Source organism: Ureibacillus terrenus, from assembly GCF_006569205.1.
GTDB lineage: Bacteria > Bacillota > Bacilli > Bacillales_A > Planococcaceae > Ureibacillus > Ureibacillus terrenus.
In genome coordinates this window covers 251,914-271,252 of the sequence record NZ_VIGD01000001.1, presented here as the reverse complement: position 1 = coordinate 271,252, position 19,339 = coordinate 251,914, and the positions used below count along the sequence as shown (strand labels likewise).

Genomic DNA, 19,339 nt, shown 5'->3' with positions numbered 1-19,339 from the left:
TTAGTGAGGTAAAAACGATAACATTGGAGGAAGTAGGAGCATTATGAAAAAAAATATACAAATCGCTATTGACGGACCTGCAGGAGCCGGAAAAAGCACCATCGCAAAAATTGTAGCGGAAAAATTAGGATTCACTTACATCGATACGGGTGCGATGTATCGTGCCGTAACGTATAAAGCCCTACAGGAAAACATAGAATTAAATGATGAAAAAAAGCTGGAAGAAATGCTTTTGAAAACAACGATTGAATTGAAGCCTTCCCCAAATGGACAACTTGTTTTTCTGGATGGAAAGGATGTCACAATGAAAATCCGTTCACATGAAGTGACCGCCAATGTCCCAAAAGTGGCGGCCATTGGAAAAGTCCGCGAAATTCTGGTGGCAATACAAAAGCAGCTCGCAAAAGACGGAGCGGTTGTAATGGATGGCAGGGATATTGGAACCAATGTATTAAAAGATGCGGAATTGAAAATTTTTATGTCCGCTTCGGTTGAAGAGAGGGCGAAACGCAGGCTGCTTGATAATGAAAAAAGAGGCATCTCTTCCGACTTTGAAAAATTGAAAGAGGAGATTGCCCTTCGTGATAAACAGGATATGGAACGGGAAATCTCTCCTTTAGTACAGGCGGAAGACGCAATCTACTTGGATACAACCGATTTGTCCATCGAAGAAGTGGCGGAGAAAATATTGCATCTGGCAAAAGAAAAAATGGAATAATCTTCATTTCATTTTGCGTATTTTATTCATAAAATAGGAAATATTTTATCTATAAGGAAAAAATTTTGTGTTTATATGGAATTTCTAATAAAATAGAGATTGTAAGATGCGAAGGAGGGTTACATATGTCCGAGGAAATGAACATTGGCTTGAATCGAGAATTCCATGAGGGAGATATTGTAAAAGGGGTTGCCGTGAAAGTCGAAGATAAAGCCGTCATTGTTTCAATAGAAGGAGCACCCTTTGATGGAATAGTACCAATCAGCGAACTTTCCAGCCTGCATGTAGAAAAAGCATCCGATGTGGTGTCTGTAGGCGATGAGCTGGAATTGATGATTACGAAAATCGAGGAAGAAAATTTTGTACTTTCAAAACGGAAAGTAGATGCTTTAAAAGCTTGGGATAAATTGGAAGAACTTTATGAAAAGGGAGAATCTTTTGAAGCTGAAGTAAAAGACGTTGTCAAAGGCGGACTTGTCGTCGATTTGGGAGTACGGGGATTTGTCCCTGCATCTTTAGTAGAAGATCATTTTGTAGAAGATTTGGAAGGGTATAAAGGAAAAACGCTAAAATTTAAAATTACAGAATTGGATAAAGAGAAAGGCCGTTTAATATTGTCCCACCGCGCGGTTGTGGAAGAAGAAAAGGCAAATAGAAAGAGAGAATTGCTTGAAAGCATAAAACCGGGAGACATCTTAAACGGCACGGTTCAACGGATCGCCCCATTCGGCGCTTTTGTGGACATCGGCGGAGTTGACGGATTGGTGCACATTTCACAAATTGCCCATGAACATGTAGAAGATATCAACACGGTCCTTAAAGAAGGACAGGAAGTAAAAGTGAAAGTCCTTTCCGTAGATCCTGCAAACGAAAGAATTTCCTTATCAATTAAGGAGACATTGCCTGGACCATGGGAAAATATCGCCGAGCGGGTTGAAAAAGGCCAAGTGTTGACTGGAAAAGTGAAACGGTTGGTATCCTTTGGCGCCTTTGTTGAAGTGTTCCCTGGTGTGGAAGGATTGGTCCATATTTCACAAATTTCCCAAAAACATATCAATACGCCGCATGAAGTGCTAAAAGAAGGCCAAGAAGTTCAAGTGAAAGTGCTGGATGTCAATGAAAAGGAAAAACGGCTTTCCTTAAGTATCAAAGCCCTTGAAGAAAATCCTAAAGAGGAAATTAATTATGAGTTGCCTGAGGAAGCGACAGGATTCTCCATCAGCGAAGTGATTGGCGATCAGTTGAAGAAATTGAAGGAACAATCTTAATCAATATCATGAAAAAATGCGTGCTTCTAGGAGTGCGCTTTTTTTATGTCCGTTATGTCGAAATATGATAAACCATGAGATTTTGTGTATAATACAAAAGATAAGAATTTGGAAGGATGAAGGACAGATGACAAAACCAGTAATCGCCATCGTAGGACGTCCAAATGTGGGGAAATCAACCATTTTCAATCGGATTGTAGGAGAAAGAATCTCCATAGTGGAAGATGTCCCAGGGGTAACCCGGGACCGCATTTACAGTTCGGCGGAATGGTTGAACCATGAATTCAACATCATCGATACAGGTGGAATTGATTTAGGCGGGGACGAGCCCCTTATGGAACATATTCGCGCCCAAGCGCAAATTGCCATGGAAGAGGCGGATGTCATTATCTTTTTGACGAATGGACGCGAAGGGGTTACGGTCCAGGATGAAGAAATCGCAAAAATGCTCTATAAAACGAATAAACCTGTCGTATTGGCGGTAAACAAAATTGATAACCCGGAAATGCGGGAATCCATTTATGACTTCTATGCCTTAGGATTTGGCGATCCGATTCCGGTTTCCGGTTCCCACGGAATAGGAATTGGGGATTTATTGGATGAATGCGCAAAATATTTTCCTAAAGAATACAAAGATGACTATGCGGATGATGTCATAAAATTTTCATTAATTGGCAGACCAAATGTAGGAAAATCTTCGCTGGTCAATGCTATCCTTGGAGAGGAACGGGTCATCGTCAGCGATATCGCCGGAACTACACGGGATGCCGTTGATACGCCGTATACTTATGATGGGCAAGATTATGTCATCATCGATACGGCCGGAATGAGGAAAAAGGGAAAAGTGTATGAAAGCACGGAGAAGTATGCGGTCTTGAGGGCATTGAGAGCAATCGAACGTTCTGATGTAGTGCTTGTCGTTTTAAATGCGGAAGAAGGAATACAGGAGCAGGATAAAAAAATCGCGGGATATGCCCACGAAGCGGGGAAAGGCATTATCATTGTCGTGAACAAATGGGATGCGATTGAAAAGAATGATAAAACGATGAATGAATTTACAAAAGCGATTCGAAATCAATTTTTATTTTTGGATTATGCGCCGATTGTGTTTGTTTCGGCCAAAACGAAACAACGTTTGCATCAAATTATTCCGTTGGTCAGACGGGTAAGCGAAAACCATGCAATGCGCATCCAATCTTCCATCCTGAATGATGTCATCGAAGATGCGATTGCAAGAAATCCTGCACCGACCGAAAAAGGGAAACGATTGCGCATTTATTATACGACCCAAGTATCCGTAAAGCCGCCTACTTTTGTAACGTTTGTCAACGATCCGGAACTTATGCATTTCTCTTATCTTCGTTTTTTGGAAAACCGAATTCGTGAAACCTTTGATTTTGAAGGGACGCCGATTCGTATCATACCACGTGCACGTGAGTAAATAGCGGGGGAGTCAAATGAAGAAAGTATCAGTATTAGGAGCGGGTTCATGGGGAACCGCTTTGGCAATGGTGTTAACAGAAAATGGCCATGATACGTTGATTTGGAGCCATCGAGAAGATCAAGCGAGAGAAATCAACGAACGGCATACAAACAAAAAATACATTCCAAATATTCAACTTCCTGAAAAATTGATTGCCACAAGCGACTTGCAAAAAGCGGTCGACCATGGGGAAATCATCGTTTTTGCCGTGCCTACAAAGGCTATCCGTGAAGTGGCTGAAAAAGTCAATGATTACTTAAAGAAAAAAGCGCTGATTGTGCATGTATCAAAAGGGATTGAGCCGGATACGCTAAAGCGGATTTCGGAAATTTTGGAAGAAACCCTTTCTACTCATATGGTTGAGGATATTGTTGTATTATCAGGGCCCAGCCATGCCGAAGAAGTGGTGTTGCATCACCCGACAACCATTACGGCGGCGTGCGCAAATCTTCGCTCTGCCGAAAAGATACAGGATTTGTTTATGAACCATTATTTTCGGGTGTATACCAATACGGATGTAATCGGTGTGGAGCTTGGAGGTGCATTGAAAAACGTCATCGCGCTGGCGGCAGGCATTTCCGATGGTCTCAATTATGGGGATAATGCGAAAGCGGCTTTGATTACCCGGGGACTCGCAGAAATTACCCGATTAGGCGTCCGGATGGGCGGCAATCCTTTCACTTTTGCCGGATTAACCGGCATGGGGGATTTGATTGTAACTTGTACAAGCGTTCATTCCCGAAACTGGAAAGCCGGAAATATGCTTGGAAAGGGAATGAAGCTGGACGAAGTATTGGAAAACATGGGCATGGTGGTAGAGGGAGTCCGCACAACAAAAGCGGCATACCAGCTCGCCCAAAAATATGATGTCCCAATGCCGATTACAACGGCCCTTTATGAAGTGCTGTTTGAAGGAAAAGATCCGAAAGATGCGGTGGATGAATTAATGCACCGGGGAAAGAAAAGGGAAATCGATTATTTGCAATAAAACTTGCAGGCATATGGACGGCCTCGTGGGACGTTTTGGGGTGAGAAAAGGGGCCGTTCATCATGCTATAAAGAAGGACGTTAATAATGAAAGTATTCAATAGTTGCAGATTTGGCCCAAAAACGCTGGCACTTATTGTTATTTGAAAGGTGGAATCTCGATGACGAATCCATTATCGATGATGGATGGCAACGCATTTGTTCTTGCTGCAGCCCGCGGCCCTTTGGCGAATATGCACCCGATGGATGTCATGTGGGTGTCCTTTTATTCCATCGCGGCCATGATCATTTCCATTCTCATGTTAACAGCGGCCCGGAAATGGATAAAAAACAGCATTTTGTCCTCTCTTATCCGGATTATTGCCTTTATTGTCTTTTTAATAGGTTCGTTATTAATGGTGTTAGTCATCTTTACATGGCCATCATAATTCAGGAGTGAATATGAATGAAAAAGAACCTGATTTTTTTCGCAATGTTGCTATTAACATCTGTTGTCTTATCCGGTTGTTTATTCCCGGATGAAGAACGGGCGGAAAATCAAATCCCTGATGAAGCCCAGCTGATTGCGGTACAAAATGCCGTGGACCAATATAAAGCGGATACGGGTGTATTGCCGATTAAAACAAAAGATCAGGATACCGATATTTTCATCAAGTATCAGATCGATTTTTCAAAACTTGTTCCAAAATATTTGGCCAATGTTCCCGGAAATTCTTATGAAAAAGGCGGCATATTCCAATATATCATCTGGGATCCGGAGAACAATCCGACAGTAAAACTGGTAGATTTGCGCACGGCCGAAACCATTCGGGAATTAAATCTTCGCCTTCTCTCAAAAAAATATATGATGTATAAGAAACAAATCGCCGATTATGTCTATTCGATAGATTATAAGAAACTGGGGTATCAAAATGAATTGACGGTGCCAAGCCCGTATACCAATAATCATTTGCCTTTGGTTGCTTCATCAGAAGGGAAAGTTTATGTAGATTATTCCATCGATTTGGCACAGTTTCTTAAGGAACATGATGTGAAACCGAAACCGGGAGAAGATATCCGCATGCTGCTTGTCGAAGCTTACCCGGTAGTGCCTGCCTATTCTCTTCCATATACCGTGAATGAAAATAACGAACCGGTCTTCATGTACGATCCGACCAAAAATAATGAATAAAAAATAAAAAATTTAAACCTTGTACGACTTTTCGTGCAAGGTTTTTCATATTTTAGTTATATAATTCATAGATTGAAGCACAAAGGAGGAGCTAAAATAGGGGAACAAATCTTTCAACAAATAGCGGAAAGAACAAATGGCGATGTATATATTGGAGTTGTTGGGCCTGTAAGGGTCGGTAAGTCCACATTTGTGAAAAAAATGATGGAGTCCATCGTGCTGCCGAACATTGTGGATGAAGAAGAGCGCAAAAGAGCGCTGGACGAGCTGCCACAAAGCTCACCCGGCCCTGTCATTATGACGGCGGAACCAAAATTTGTTCCTGCCCATGGAACGGAAATCTGCATCGGGGAAGATGAAATCCCTTTCCGTATCCGTTTTGCCGATTGTGTCGGGTATGTCATCGATGGTGTTAAAGGCTATGAAGATGAAAATGGGCCGAAATATGTCCACACGCCATGGAGCAGTGAGCCGATTCCATTCCAAGAAGCGGCCCGGATTGGAACAGACAAGGTCATCCGTGACCATGCAAACATCGGGGTTGTCGTCACAACGGACGGTACAGTAAACGGGATTGCCCGTGAAGCTGCACAAGTGGCGGAAGAACAAATTGTTGAACAATTAAGGGATATCGGAAAACCATTTGTCATCATTTTAAACAGCCAATTTCCACACAACCAAAATACGCAGAAGCTGCGCAATGAATTGATCGAGCGCTATGGCGTTCCGGTGATTGCCATCTCGATCGACCAAATGACGCTGAAAGACATGGAGTATATTTTGGAAGAAGCGCTCTATGAATTCCCGGTAGAAGATATTGAAGTGGAAAAACCGGATTGGCTTGATGTCCTTGAACCGACGCATCATGTAAATGCAACGCTTTCGGAAGCGGTGGGCAACGTTCTCAATTCTGTCACAAAAATCCGGGATGTCCACAAAGCGGTAGAAGATTTGAGAGATATTGATTTTATTGAAACTTGCGACATTGAAAAAGTGGATGCGGGGCTGGGTGTGGCGACGGTGCGCATCACCCTGAAGCCTGAAATTTATAAAGCGGTTTGCAATGAATTTTTAGATGCCCCAATCGATACGAAAAAAGATTGGCTGTTGTTCATAAAAGAGGCACAAGAGGCGAAAAAAGCCCAAAAACGCTTCCGCGAGGCGATTGAAGAAGCAACGGTAAACGGCTATGGCGTAACGCTTCCGACGGTGGAAGAATTTGAACCGAGCGAACCGGAAATCATTAAACAGAACAACTTCTACGGAGTGCGCATGAAGGCAAAAGCGCCTTCCTACCATATCATTCGCGTCGATATGGAATCTGAATTTTCTCCGTTGATCGGTTCCGAATTCCACAGCCGTCAGCTCTTAAAAGATTTGCAATATGCCTATAAGCATGACCGCGAAGCCTTATGGCAAACCCAATTGTTTGGTACACCGCTTCATGAAGTATTGACGGAAGGAATCAGGTTCAAGATGAATGCCGTTCCGCCGAGCGCGAAGAAAAGAATGCGCCAAACGATTGAACGTATGGTGAATGAAGGAGAAAAAGGCCTCATAACGTTCATTATTTAATAAACGGATGAAAAATCTTGAAATGTCAAGAATTAAGGGCTGCTTTGACAGCCCTTTTTTAGTTGGAAATCACAAACACATCACATTTCTTGCAAATTGGTCACGTTGCCCAGAATTTCTGTAAAATACTACGTGAAAAATCTTGATTTATCAGCATTCTAAAAAGAATAAATGTAATATTTGCGTTTATTATTTAAAAAATGTGAAATAATAAAAATAATGGATTGTTATTATAGGACTTTTTGTCACGTGGACGAAAAGTCCTTTTCGTTATCCGATGATGCAAAAATACAACTTTTCTTGGACAAACATGCATAAATACAGTTGCACCAAGTATTTCAATATGTTACTCTTTTTACATGATTTAGCTTTTCCAACCCTTTGAGAGGAGGTGAATAGCATGAATAAGACAGAATTAGTAAACTCAGTTGCTGAAGCTGCAGGTCTTTCCAAAAAAGACGCTTCCAAAGCAGTTGACGCAGTTTTCGATATCATTCAAGAAGCTCTTGCAAAGGGTGACAAAGTGCAATTAATCGGTTTTGGAAACTTTGAAGTTCGTGAACGTGCTGCACGCAAAGGCCGCAATCCTCAAACAGGGGAAGAGATTGAAATCGCTGCAAGCAAAGTTCCAGCTTTCAAACCAGGTAAAGCACTTAAAGAAGCTGTTAAATAAAGCTTCTTTAAAATTACATAGAGCAGTCGTCATGAATATGATGACTGCTCTTTTTACATATTATATTAACGATTGATAATTCAATTTTACTATCAGAGGGGTAAAATAAACAATCCCCCAATAAAAAATATTTTTTGTAAAAGCCTTTTGCGATTCACGTCTGTATGTGCTACGATTCAATTTGACAGTGTTGTGTTTTGTCGATTTAGGAGGAACATATATGTCTAACATTGATTTAAAAAAAATAGAAGAAGCAGTAAAAATGATTTTAGAAGCCATAGGAGAAGACGTTAATCGTGAAGGACTGATCGATACACCCAAACGGGTATCCAAAATGTATGAAGAAATGTTCAGCGGATTGAAAGAAGATCCAAGATGTTTATTTGAGACGGTCTTTCATGAAGAACATGAAGAACTAGTTCTGGTTAAGGATATTCCATTTTACTCAATGTGCGAACATCACCTCATTCCTTTTTACGGAAAGGCCCATGTTGCATACATACCCCAGAATGGAAGGGTTGCAGGTTTAAGCAAAATCGGCCGATTGGTGGAATCGGTGAGCCATAGACCGCAGTTGCAGGAACGGCTGACAACGACAATAGCCGATATTTTAATGGAAAAATTGGAACCACAAGGCGTTTTTGTGATGATCGAGGCGGAACATATGTGCATGACGATGAGGGGATTAAAAAAACCTGGCACAAAAACGGTCACTTCTTGTGCAAGAGGAATCTATGAGGAAGATGATGTAAAACGCCAAGAAGTGATTTCATTTATTCAAATGTCTTAATTAACATACCGGATTATGATATGATAACAAAGAAAATGTAGATGTGAGGGAGAAGTATGAACCAATCAGATTATGTTGTCATTGAAGCCGAAGAGGATGGCGTACATGTAATCGGTTTAACCCGCGGCCAAGATACGAAATTTCATCATTCCGAAAAATTGGATGCCGGGGAAGTCATGATTGCCCAATTTACTGAACATACGTCCGCTATGAAAATCCGTGGGAAAGCAAAAATTTACACGGCTCATGGCATTATTCAAAGCTATTCGAAAAAATAAAGCCATAGATGCCTGGCGACTGTATGAAGTGCAGGAAACAGTGCTTGAAGTGGAATGGAGTAATACCTATGGATACAACATATATCGAAAATCAAATTGAACAATTAAAAAAAGCGATTTATCGTCAAGTCGAACATAGAACCCTTGTTAAATATACCGGCGATCCATTGGTGGATGAAAATCAATTATTTTACTTGCTGCTGCCATTATTAAATGGTGACCATTGGGACGAAGAAAATTATGAGGGCGTCATTGCTGTCGGGATTGTGGAAGCGTCCCTCGCCGAGCATTCCTATATTGATGAGCATGATGCCACTTCAAAGGTGCAACAGTTGACAGTGCTTTCTGGCGATTATTACAGTGGTCGTTTTTACGAAATTTTGGCAAATTCAGGGAATATTTCGTTGATTCGGGAACTTTCTGAAAGCGTCATTTTAAGATCTGAACACGAGATTCGGATTTATGAACCGAACCGTTATGCCATTGATGATTGGTTGGAAACTTTAACCATCATTGAGACGGAATGTATCAGCAGATTTTATCAATTATATAATTACAATCACTATTTGTACATTATGAAAAAACATTTATTGATTCTTCGGTTGCAAAATGAACTATTAAACTATAGAGAAGGTAATAGCTCACTGCTTTTACAAAAAATGATGGAAAGTTTTCAGCGCAGCGAGGACATGAATTTTGAGCATTACCTTCAAAATAAGATCGATGGACTTGTACATCAATTGCGAGAGTTGCTACGCACCTCCTCTATGAAATCCGAGCTTAAACGATACATCGAGGAACGATTGATTAGAGAGAGCAAGGAAAGGTAATGAAAACAATGGAAAAATCCAAAGAACAACGTGTTCATGAAGTATTTGAGAAAATTTACAAGAATTACGACAAAATGAATTCCGTCATCAGCTTTAATCTGCATGTCAAATGGCGGGAAGATGTTATGAAACGGATGAACGTAAAACCGGGATCTGCATGTTTGGATGTTTGTTGCGGAACGGCCGATTGGACTGTCGCGCTGGCGAAGGCGACAGGGGAAAAAGGGATTGTAAAAGGTCTTGATTTCAGCAAGAATATGCTGAAAATCGGTGCTGAAAAAGTGAAGCCTTATCCCCAAGTGGAATTAATCCATGGAAATGCAATGGAACTTCCTTTTGATGATAACACGTTTGACTACGTCACAATCGGCTTTGGGCTCCGGAATGTTCCGGATTACATGCAGGTATTGAGGGAGATGCACCGGGTATTGAAACCTGGCGGAATGGTCGTCTGCCTGGACACCTCCCAGCCGGAACTGCCGGTTTATAGACAATTGTTCCGTTTCTATTTCCGGTACATCATGCCGCTATTTGGGAAAATTTTTGCGAAAAGTTATGAGGAATATTCATGGCTTCAGGAATCCGCAAGCACGTTTCCGGGAATGAAAAAGCTTGCGAAAATGTTTGAAGAAGTGGGATTTGTCAATGTCACATATAAAAGCTATAGCGGCGGCGCAGCAGCAATGCATATGGGATTTAAAAAGAAAGAGAATTAGGGAGAGGTTGGCGAGTGGAAAAGATGAAGTTGCAAAAGCTCTATTCCGATTTCAAGCCGGATATAGATATCATTGAAAACGAATTAGAAAAGGCTTTACAGTCGACATCGCATCTATTAAACGACGCCTCTCTCCATCTTTTGCATGCGGGCGGGAAAAGAATTCGCCCACTTTTTGTTTTAATGAGCGCGAAATTTGGCAATTATAGTATTGATCGCATGAAATATGCTGCTGTCCCTCTCGAATTGATTCACATGGGGTCGCTTGTACATGATGATGTCATTGACCACTCCAACATGAGAAGAGGGCGTCCTACCGTTCGTTCTCAATGGAATAATCGGGTTGCGATGCTAACTGGCAGTTTTATTTTTGGACGGGCCATTCAATACGTAACGCACATAGAGAATCCAAAGGCCCACCAAATATTGGCCCGCACAATGGTGGAAATCTGTAAAGGGGAAATCATTCAAATTGAAGATAAATTTCGCATAAATCAAAACCTGAAAGACTATTTCCGGCGCATTAAACGGAAAACCGCGCTGCTCATTGAATCAAGCTGCGAAGTGGGGGCGGTTGTTGCAGAGGCGGATCCTGAAGTTACAAAACGTTTAAAGAGATTTGGCTATTATGTCGGGATGAGTTATCAAATCGTGGACGATGTGCTGGATTTTACATCAACAGACAAGCAGCTTGGCAAACCGGCAGGAAGCGACCTGTTGCAAGGCAATATCACATTGCCGATTTTGTTGATGAAAAATCATCCAAAAATTCTTCGGTTTATCGAACGCGCTTCAAAAGGGATTGTGACAGAGCAGGAACGTTTGGAAATGCTGCAAATTGTGCGGAAATCGGATTCCATAAAACAAGCGTTGAAAATCAGCGACCAATATTTAGAGAAAGCGATGAAGGAAGTGGAACGGCTGCCTGACAATCCGACGAAGAAAAGGTTGAAGGAAATCGCATTATTTATAGGCAAACGCAAATTTTAAAAAATCGGACATTGGTAGTTGAAGCTTAAGCGTGATTTTGTTAATATTTAGCGGTAGGTAAAAACCTTGGAAGTTAAGGAGTTGTTAGACATATGGCAATTGAAAGAACATTTTTGATGGTAAAACCGGATGGCGTAAAACGCCAAGTGGTAGGAGACATTATCGACCGCTTTGAGCGTCGCGGTTTTGTAATGCGCGCAGCAAAATTAATGAACGTTCCCCGCGAATTAGCGGAAAAACATTATGAAGAACATAAAGAAAAACCGTTTTTTAATGAATTGGTGGATTTCATTACTTCCGGACCTGTATTCGCAATGGTTTGGGAAGGGGAAAATATTATCAAACTGGCTCGTGTCATGATGGGTGCTACAAAACCTGAAGAAGCGCAGCCAGGTACAATCCGCGGTGATTATGCGGTTACAATTTCCGAAAACGTCATTCATGGTTCCGATTCACCATCTTCCGCTGAACGTGAAATTAAATTATGGTTCAATGATGAACTTGTCTAAGATTTATACTTTTCCGGCTATTCCACGGCAATGCGATTGCTGTTGGAATAGCTTTTTTATTTATGAAGCCCGGGATGTTTCCGGTCTGATTTCAGGTAAAAATTTTTTTCGCCGTCATAATTTAACTTTTTGAATTTTTTATATATTTCAGAAAAGAAAAATTTTGTATATAATAAGTGTACGTCATTAGAGGAGTTCGATGATCATGAATGATTATGAACGGTTTATTGCAGGCATCAAGAAATTGACAGGAATCGATTTATCGCTCTATAAAGAGGCGCAAATGAAACGCCGATTGACTTCCCTTTATGAAAAAAAAGGATATCACAATTTTGTGGAGTTTTTGCGGGGAATTGAAAAAGATAAATCGTTAATGAATGAATTCCTCGACCGGATGACCATCAATGTGTCTGAATTTTATCGAAACGCAAAACGTTGGGAAGTGCTCCAGAATAAAATTCTTCCTAAACTTCTGGAAAGAAACAAGCGGCTGAAAATATGGAGCGCGGCATGTTCAACGGGAGAAGAGCCTTATACGATTGCCATGGTGCTCTCCAATTTTTTGCCGTTGTCAGATATAAAAATCTTGGCGACAGATATTGATGAGAATTGTCTGCAGAAAGCGAAAATAGGGGTTTATCCCGAGCGTTCTTTAAATGAAGTTCCTCCCGATATAAAAGCGAAATATTTTATCCGGGAAGGACAATTTTACAGGGTAAAAGAGGAAATAAAACATACTGTCGCATTCAGAAAGCACAATTTGTTAAGTGACCCATATGAAAAGAATTTTGACTTGATTGTTTGCCGCAATGTCATGATTTATTTCACCGAAGAGGCAAAGGATTATATATATCAAGAATTCAGCAAATCACTCCGGCCAGGAGGCATTTTATTTGTGGGCTCGACAGAGCAGATTTTTAATCCGGCCCGTTATGATTTGGAAGTGGAAGACACGTTCTTTTATCGAAAAAAATGAGCTAGGGAGGGCGTTTTTCGACATTGTGCGAAAAGCGTATTATCTTTTGATAAATCGTCATTTTCATAAATTATTCTATTTATCATGTTTTTTACTATGCATTATGTTATATTAAAAAATACATACTTTAGCGAGTTGAAGGGAGAAAGTGTTTGATGAGATATTTAACAGCGGGGGAATCCCATGGTCCGCAACTAACGGCAATTATTGAAGGGTTGCCATCCCTTTTACCGATTACAGCAGAGCAAATCAATGCAGATCTAAAACGGCGCCAAGGGGGACACGGACGGGGACGCCGCATGCAAATAGAAAAAGATACGGTAGAAATCGTGGGCGGTGTCCGTCACGGGAAGACATTGGGTTCCCCTGTCGCATTAGTGGTGAAAAATGATGATTGGAAACATTGGACTAAAATCATGGGGATTGAGCCCCTTCCTGAAGACATGGATCCCGCGGAAATTAAACGCCGAATTACGAGGCCGCGGCCTGGACATGCCGACCTGGTTGGCGGCATCAAATATGGCCACCGTGATTTGAGAAACGTTTTGGAGCGCTCAAGCGCGAGAGAAACGGCTGTCCGTGTTGCTGTCGGCTCTGTGGCAAAAGCCCTTTTGAAGGAACTGGGCATTTCCGTTGTGGGCTATGTGACTGAAATTTATGGCATCAAAGCCGATACATCGAAAGTTGCCGGCAAATCTGCAGACGAAATCCGTCAAATGGTTGAAGATGATTCTTGCTATACGTTTGATTCTGAAGCTTCGGCAAAAATGGTCCAAGCCATTGATGAGGCAAAAAAAGCCGGAGATTCCATCGGAGGAATTGTCGAAGTCATGGTGGAAGGAATGCCGCCAGGGGTAGGTTCCTATGTGCATTATGACCGCAAATTGGACGGGAAACTTGCCCTGGCAATGCTCTCCATCAATGCCTTTAAAGGGGTGGAGTTCGGCATCGGTTTTGAAATGGCGCGAAGAAAAGGTTCTGAAGTGCATGACGAAATTATTTGGGACAAACAGCACGGTTACCAGCGCCGCACAAATCGGTTGGGCGGCATAGAGGGCGGCATGTCGACAGGGATGCCAATCATCGTCCGGGGCGTCATGAAACCAATTCCGACGCTTTATAAGCCGCTTGAAAGTGTGGATATTGAAACGAAGGAACCTTTTAAAGCGAGCGTCGAACGTTCGGATGCTTGTGCAGTTCCGGCCGCATCCGTGGTGGCTGAATGCGTGATTGCCTGGGAAATTGCCAAGGCGATTGTCGAACAGTTCCATAGCGACCAATTGCCGCAATTAAAAGCGCAAATCGATGAAGTACGTAAATTGGCGAAGGAGTTTTAATAATGCGGATTCCAGTGAATACGAAGAGCCATTTCTATGAAGTTTACATCGGCAGCGGAATTTTGCGTTCCGCTTTCGAATCTTTGAAAGAAAAAATTCAAAAAGCAGATACCCTGGTCGTTTTTACAGATGAGAATGTATGGCGGGCACAGCAAAAATATTTCACGGAAAACTTTCCATATCCATTTGAAGTGTTTGTCATGCCGGGAGGAGAAGCTTGCAAAAGTTTTAAAAATTTCGAAGATGCCCACACTTTTTTGATTGAAAAACAATGTTCCCGAAAGTCTTTTTTATTCGCTTTCGGCGGCGGTGCCGTCGGCGACTTGACAGGCTTTGTAGCGGCGACGTTCATGCGCGGCATCCCTTATATCCAAATTCCTACGACGATTTTGGCCCATGATTCGGCAGTGGGGGGGAAAACGGCAATCAATCATCCCCTCGGCAAGAATCTGGTGGGGGCATTCTATCAACCGGAAGCCGTTGTTTACGACATGAACTTATTGGACAGTCTGCCGACGAAGGAAATTCGTTCAGGAATGGCGGAAGTCATTAAGCATGCGATGATTTCTGATGAAAAATGGCTTAAAGAATTAATGCTGACGCCATCCATCACCAATATCGGGAAAGAGAAGCTGGCGAACCATTTGAAATCGGGAATTGAAGTAAAGGCCAAAATTGTATCCGAAGATGAAACGGAGCATTCCGTCCGAAAGTTTTTGAACTTCGGACATACATATGGCCATGCGATCGAAGCTGCGGCGGGATATGGCGGCCTTGCCCATGGGGAAGCGGTGATGATCGGAATGATATATGCTCTGTTGCTGAGTGAAAGATACGGCAATATTTCACGGGAATTTACAGCAGACTTTGCAAAGTTCGCCTACAGGAACGATTATCCTCTGAAAAAAGTTGATGAATATTCTTTTGATGATTTATATGAATATTTAATGAAAGATAAAAAGATTGAATACGGAAAATTGAAGTTTGTGTTATTACAAGAAATAGGAAAACCTTATGTGAGGGAGATTGGCGAATCCGAATGCCGGAAAGTAGATCGGGAGCTTCGCGGTTTGCTTGAGGAGGTATGCAAATGATTCGCGGCATACGTGGGGCGATTACGATCAAATCCAATACGCCTGAAGTGATTTATAGCGAAACTGAAAGATTAGTGAAAGAAATGGCGAGAGCGAATAATATCGCTCCTGAAGATATTGCTTCCGTGATCGTCACAACCACGCCGGATATTAACGCCGCATTTCCGGCGAAGGCAGTGCGTTCAATTGAAGGGTGGAAATTTGTTCCGACGATGTGCACCCATGAAATGGATGTTCCAGGAGCGTTGCCATTATGTATTCGTGTGCTGATGCATGTAAATACAACTGTACCCCAGAAAGATATTCACCACATCTATTTAAATGATGCTGTCAAACTCAGACCGGATTTAGTGAGAGAAAAAAGATAAAGAAGGAGCGCTGGTCATGAAATTCAAAGAACAAATATATGGAATGAAAGCTTATCAACCCGGCAAACCAATCGAAGAAGTTCAAAAAGAATTCGGATTAAAAGAAGTGATCAAACTTGCTTCCAATGAAAATCCTTTTGGCTGCTCTCCAAAAGTGAAAGAATTTATCAAAAATAACGACATTAATTATGCCATTTATCCGGATGGCTACGCACAAGAACTTCGCACAGCAGTCAGCAAACATCTTGGGGTAGAAGAGAATCAATTGCTGTTCGGCAGCGGATCCGATGATATTATCGCCATCATTTCCCGCGCGCTGCTTTATCCTGGCGTCAATACGGTCATGGCTGACCCATCCTTTTCCCAATACAGCCATAATGCGGAAATTGAAGGGGCCGAAATCCGCAAAGTGCCATTAAAAGATGGCAAACATGATTTGGAGAAAATGTTTGAAGCAATCGATGAAAACACTTCGATTGTATGGATATGCAATCCGAATAATCCGACAGGAACCATCGTGGCAGACGAAGAATTGAGCGCCTTTTTAAAGAAAGTGCCAAAAGAAGTGCTTGTCGTATTGGATGAAGCCTATTTTGAGTATATTACCGATCCGGCTTATCAAGATACGCTGCATTATGTGGAAGAATATCCGAATGTCATCATAATGCGCACATTCTCCAAAGCATATGGGCTTGCCGCATTCCGTGTAGGTTATGCCATCGGACAGGCGGATGTCATTTCAAAATTGGAACCGGTGCGGGCTCCTTTCAACAACACGGTATTAAGCCAAAAAGTTGCCATCGTCGCACTGGAGGACCAGGAATTTATCAAAGAAACGGTGGAAAGAACGGAAAGAGCAAAACGACAGTATGAAGAATTCTGCAAAAAACATGGGTTAAAGTATTACCCATCCCAAACAAACTTTATCTTATTTGAAGTAAAAACAGACAGTGATGTGATTTTCCAAGAAATGATGAAGCGCGGATTTATCGTTCGAAGCGGAAATGCCTTGGGAACACCGGGATTCATCCGTGTTTCCTTCGGCACGGAAGAACAGAACAGCAAATTCTTGGAAACTCTTGAAGGGGTATTGAAAGAACAAGGAGCATTGGTATGACCCGTAATGTGTTAATCATTGGTTTAGGGTTAATAGGGGGGTCCCTTGCATTAGCTTTGCAAAAAGCTCCCGAAACAAAAGTGTACGGCTATGATCTTTCCGAAAAGACAAGAGAACTGGCCAAAACATTAAACATTGTTCATGAAGTGGTGGAAGATGTCGAGGAAGCGGCGAAAAAAGCGGATTTCATTATTTTTGGAACACCTGTGAACGCCACTTTGCAATGGATGGATGAGTTAAAGAACTGGTCATTGAAGAAAAATGCCATTATTTCCGATACCGGCAGCACAAAAGGGCTGATCATGGAGAAAGCCCTTGAGCTTCGGGAAAAAGGACTTACATTTATCGGGGGCCATCCGATGGCAGGCTCCCATAAAAGCGGCATTACGGCCGCCAAACCATATCTTTTCGAAAACGCTTATTATATACTGACACCTTTTGATGATGAAGACGGAAATAAAATCATCGCTTTAAAAGAATTATTGAAATATACATTGGCAAAAATAGTAAAAATCAATGCGGAAGAACATGACCACATGACTGCCGTTGTAAGCCATTTTCCGCATATCGTAGCTGCTTCCCTCGTCCATCAATTGGATGAAGAAAACAAGAAATTTCCGATGACGAGCATGCTCGCTGCGGGGGGGTTCCGGGATATTACCCGGATTGCCTCATCGAATCCGATGATTTGGCGGGATATTACTTTGCAAAACCGCAAGGAACTCATTGGGCAAATGGATGCCTGGATTGAAGAAATGCAGCGGGTAAAGAAAATTTTGATGGAAAATGATGATGAGTCCATCGAAGAATATTTTAAAAAGGCGAAAGATGTCCGGGATGCATTGCCTATTACAACAGGAGCATTCTATTCTACATACGATTTATATGTGGATATTCCGGACTATCCTGGGGTGATTTCAGAAATCACCGGTTATTTGGCGGAAGAGAATATCAGTATAACGAACATACGGGTAGTTGAAACGAGAGAAGACGTCTTTGGTATTCTGGTCATCAGTTTCCAAACCGAAAAAGATCGGGAAAAAGCGATGAACTGCATTCGTACACATACGAATTTCGAAATGCACGTCTCTTAATGTTGCCGTATGGAGAGGGGGAAGAGTGTTGTCTTCGAAAGTATTGGTGTATAATAAACCGAGGTTGGAAGGAATCATTACAGTACCGGGAGATAAATCCATTTCCCACCGCGCCGTAATGTTGGGGGCCATCGCAAAAGGAACAACGACGGTTACCGGCTTCCTGCCCGGAGAAGATTGTTTAAGTACAATTGATTGTTTTCAAAAATTGGGTGTCGATATTCAAGTAGATGGTACAAATGTCAAGATCAGCAGCCCGGGAATAGAGGGATGGCAGGAACCGAAAGAAGTGTTGTACACGGGAAACTCGGGAACGACGACACGGCTGTTGCTTGGAATTTTATCCGGCACCGATTTTTTTAGTGTCATTACAGGGGATGCGTCCATTGGCAAGCGTCCAATGGGCCGTGTCACAAAGCCGTTGAAACAAATGGGGGCACAAATTTTCGGGCGCGAAGGAGGACAGTATACTCCTCTTGCAATAGTAGGGTCAAGATTAAAAGCGATCGACTATACGATGCCTGTAGCAAGTGCCCAAGTAAAATCCGCCATTTTGCTTGCAGGCCTTCAGGCGGAAGGAACGACGGTCGTACGGGAAAAGGAAATTTCCCGGGACCATACAGAACGCATGTTAAAACAATTCGGAGCAAACATCGATGTCAAGGATGGGGTCATCTCCCTTGAAGGGGGCCAACAGCTTCATGCAACCCATGTTGATGTTCCGGGCGACATTTCCTCTGCGGCTTTCTTTTTAGTGGCCGGATCGATTGTTCCGAATAGCGAAGTGGTATTAAAAAATGTCGGCATCAACCCGACAAGGGCAGGCATCATTGAAGTGATGCAACAAATGGGTGCCGATATCACCATCCATCAAGAAAATGAAGGGGCGTCTGAACCGACGGCAACCATTACTGTACGAACTTCCCAATTAAAAGGAACAACGATAGAGGGAGAGATTATTCCCCGTTTAATCGACGAAATTCCGATTATTGCTCTTTTGGCAACCCAAGCGGAAGGAACAACCGTCATCCGTGACGCCGAAGAACTCAAAGTGAAAGAAACAGACCGCATTGCGGCCGTAGTGGCAGAGTTGAAAAAACTTGGCGCGGATATTACGCCTACGGATGATGGCATGATTATCAACGGCCCTACGCCGCTAGAGGGGACAAGTTTGTGCACCTATGGGGACCACCGGATCGGCATGATGGCAGCCATCGCCTCCCTGATTACCGATTCCCCGGTAGAAATTGACGATGCCGATTGCATTGCCGTCTCATATCCAACATTTTTTGAACATCTTGATTTATTGTTAAAATAAATGACAGAAAAAGGTTCATCGAATAGGATGAACCTTTTTCTTGTCTTG

At 42.3% G+C, this 19,339-nt stretch carries 21 protein-coding genes; all 21 read left to right on the top strand.

The window, feature by feature from the left end; genetic code table 11:
• Nucleotides 1-43 precede the first annotated feature (43 nt).
• Entirely contained in the window at nt 44-718 is a 675-nt protein-coding gene (gene cmk / locus FKZ59_RS01385) for a (d)CMP kinase (protein WP_141600941.1), read from the top strand.
• 125 nt (nt 719-843) lie between these two features.
• Complete coding sequence (rpsA, locus tag FKZ59_RS01380; RefSeq protein WP_141600940.1) at nt 844-1,986, top strand: 30S ribosomal protein S1; 1,143 nt, start codon at nt 844-846, stop codon at nt 1,984-1,986.
• Between the two features lie 127 nt (nt 1,987-2,113).
• Complete coding sequence (der, locus tag FKZ59_RS01375) at nt 2,114-3,427, top strand: ribosome biogenesis GTPase Der (RefSeq protein WP_141600939.1); 1,314 nt, start codon at nt 2,114-2,116, stop codon at nt 3,425-3,427.
• 16 nt (nt 3,428-3,443) lie between these two features.
• On the top strand, nt 3,444-4,457 hold the full coding sequence (locus FKZ59_RS01370) for an NAD(P)H-dependent glycerol-3-phosphate dehydrogenase (RefSeq protein ID WP_141600938.1): 1,014 nt from the start codon (nt 3,444-3,446) through the stop codon (nt 4,455-4,457).
• 160 nt (nt 4,458-4,617) lie between these two features.
• Nucleotides 4,618-4,884 carry a DUF2768 domain-containing protein gene (locus FKZ59_RS01365; RefSeq protein WP_141600937.1) on the top strand — a complete coding sequence of 89 codons (267 nt, stop codon included), beginning with the start codon at nt 4,618-4,620 and terminating at the stop codon, nt 4,882-4,884.
• Between the two features lie 17 nt (nt 4,885-4,901).
• The gene (locus tag FKZ59_RS01360) at nt 4,902-5,627 is read left to right on the top strand and encodes a hypothetical protein (protein ID WP_141600936.1); all 726 of its coding nucleotides are present in this window, start codon (nt 4,902-4,904) and stop codon (nt 5,625-5,627) included.
• 96 nt (nt 5,628-5,723) lie between these two features.
• Nucleotides 5,724-7,202, top strand: coding sequence for a stage IV sporulation protein A (spoIVA, locus tag FKZ59_RS01355; protein ID WP_141601065.1), 1,479 nt, complete (start codon nt 5,724-5,726; stop codon nt 7,200-7,202).
• Between the two features lie 400 nt (nt 7,203-7,602).
• On the top strand, nt 7,603-7,875 hold the full coding sequence (locus tag FKZ59_RS01350) for an HU family DNA-binding protein (RefSeq protein WP_141600935.1): 273 nt from the start codon (nt 7,603-7,605) through the stop codon (nt 7,873-7,875).
• Nucleotides 7,876-8,095: 220 nt separating this feature from the next.
• Nucleotides 8,096-8,665 (top strand): GTP cyclohydrolase I FolE, encoded by a 570-nt coding sequence (folE, locus tag FKZ59_RS01345; protein WP_141600934.1) that lies wholly within the window; start codon nt 8,096-8,098, stop codon nt 8,663-8,665.
• A 56-nt stretch (nt 8,666-8,721) separates the two neighbouring features.
• Nucleotides 8,722-8,943 (top strand): trp RNA-binding attenuation protein MtrB, encoded by a 222-nt coding sequence (mtrB, locus tag FKZ59_RS01340; RefSeq protein WP_141600933.1) that lies wholly within the window; start codon nt 8,722-8,724, stop codon nt 8,941-8,943.
• Between the two features lie 68 nt (nt 8,944-9,011).
• Nucleotides 9,012-9,773, top strand: coding sequence for a heptaprenyl diphosphate synthase component 1 (locus FKZ59_RS01335; protein WP_181733125.1), 762 nt, complete (start codon nt 9,012-9,014; stop codon nt 9,771-9,773).
• An 8-nt stretch (nt 9,774-9,781) separates the two neighbouring features.
• On the top strand, nt 9,782-10,489 hold the full coding sequence (locus FKZ59_RS01330) for a demethylmenaquinone methyltransferase (protein ID WP_141601064.1): 708 nt from the start codon (nt 9,782-9,784) through the stop codon (nt 10,487-10,489).
• A gap of 14 nt (nt 10,490-10,503) precedes the next feature.
• Complete coding sequence (gene hepT / locus FKZ59_RS01325) at nt 10,504-11,478, top strand: heptaprenyl diphosphate synthase component II (RefSeq protein ID WP_141600931.1); 975 nt, start codon at nt 10,504-10,506, stop codon at nt 11,476-11,478.
• A gap of 92 nt (nt 11,479-11,570) precedes the next feature.
• Nucleotides 11,571-11,987, top strand: a complete 417-nt coding sequence (gene ndk / locus FKZ59_RS01320) for a nucleoside-diphosphate kinase (RefSeq protein ID WP_141600930.1) — start codon at nt 11,571-11,573, stop codon at nt 11,985-11,987.
• Between the two features lie 205 nt (nt 11,988-12,192).
• The gene (locus tag FKZ59_RS01315; protein ID WP_141600929.1) at nt 12,193-12,963 is read left to right on the top strand and encodes a CheR family methyltransferase; all 771 of its coding nucleotides are present in this window, start codon (nt 12,193-12,195) and stop codon (nt 12,961-12,963) included.
• A 155-nt stretch (nt 12,964-13,118) separates the two neighbouring features.
• A complete protein-coding gene (gene aroC, locus FKZ59_RS01310; protein ID WP_141600928.1) occupies nt 13,119-14,300 on the top strand; it encodes a chorismate synthase in 1,182 nt (393 codons plus the stop codon).
• 2 nt (nt 14,301-14,302) lie between these two features.
• A complete protein-coding gene (aroB, locus tag FKZ59_RS01305) occupies nt 14,303-15,394 on the top strand; it encodes a 3-dehydroquinate synthase (RefSeq protein WP_141600927.1) in 1,092 nt (363 codons plus the stop codon).
• Nucleotides 15,391-15,762 carry a chorismate mutase gene (gene aroH / locus FKZ59_RS01300; RefSeq protein WP_141600926.1) on the top strand — a complete coding sequence of 124 codons (372 nt, stop codon included), beginning with the start codon at nt 15,391-15,393 and terminating at the stop codon, nt 15,760-15,762. Before aroB ends, aroH begins: the two co-directional genes overlap by 4 nt.
• 16 nt (nt 15,763-15,778) lie before the next feature.
• The gene (hisC, locus tag FKZ59_RS01295) at nt 15,779-16,879 is read left to right on the top strand and encodes a histidinol-phosphate transaminase (RefSeq protein WP_141600925.1); all 1,101 of its coding nucleotides are present in this window, start codon (nt 15,779-15,781) and stop codon (nt 16,877-16,879) included.
• Complete coding sequence (locus FKZ59_RS01290) at nt 16,876-17,973, top strand: prephenate dehydrogenase (protein WP_141600924.1); 1,098 nt, start codon at nt 16,876-16,878, stop codon at nt 17,971-17,973. The genes hisC and FKZ59_RS01290 overlap by 4 nt, the downstream gene beginning before the upstream one ends.
• Nucleotides 17,974-18,001: 28 nt before the next feature.
• Nucleotides 18,002-19,291: a 3-phosphoshikimate 1-carboxyvinyltransferase gene (gene aroA / locus FKZ59_RS01285; protein WP_141600923.1), complete on the top strand. Its 1,290-nt coding sequence runs from the start codon at nt 18,002-18,004 to the stop codon at nt 19,289-19,291.
• Nucleotides 19,292-19,339: the final 48 nt, after the last annotated feature.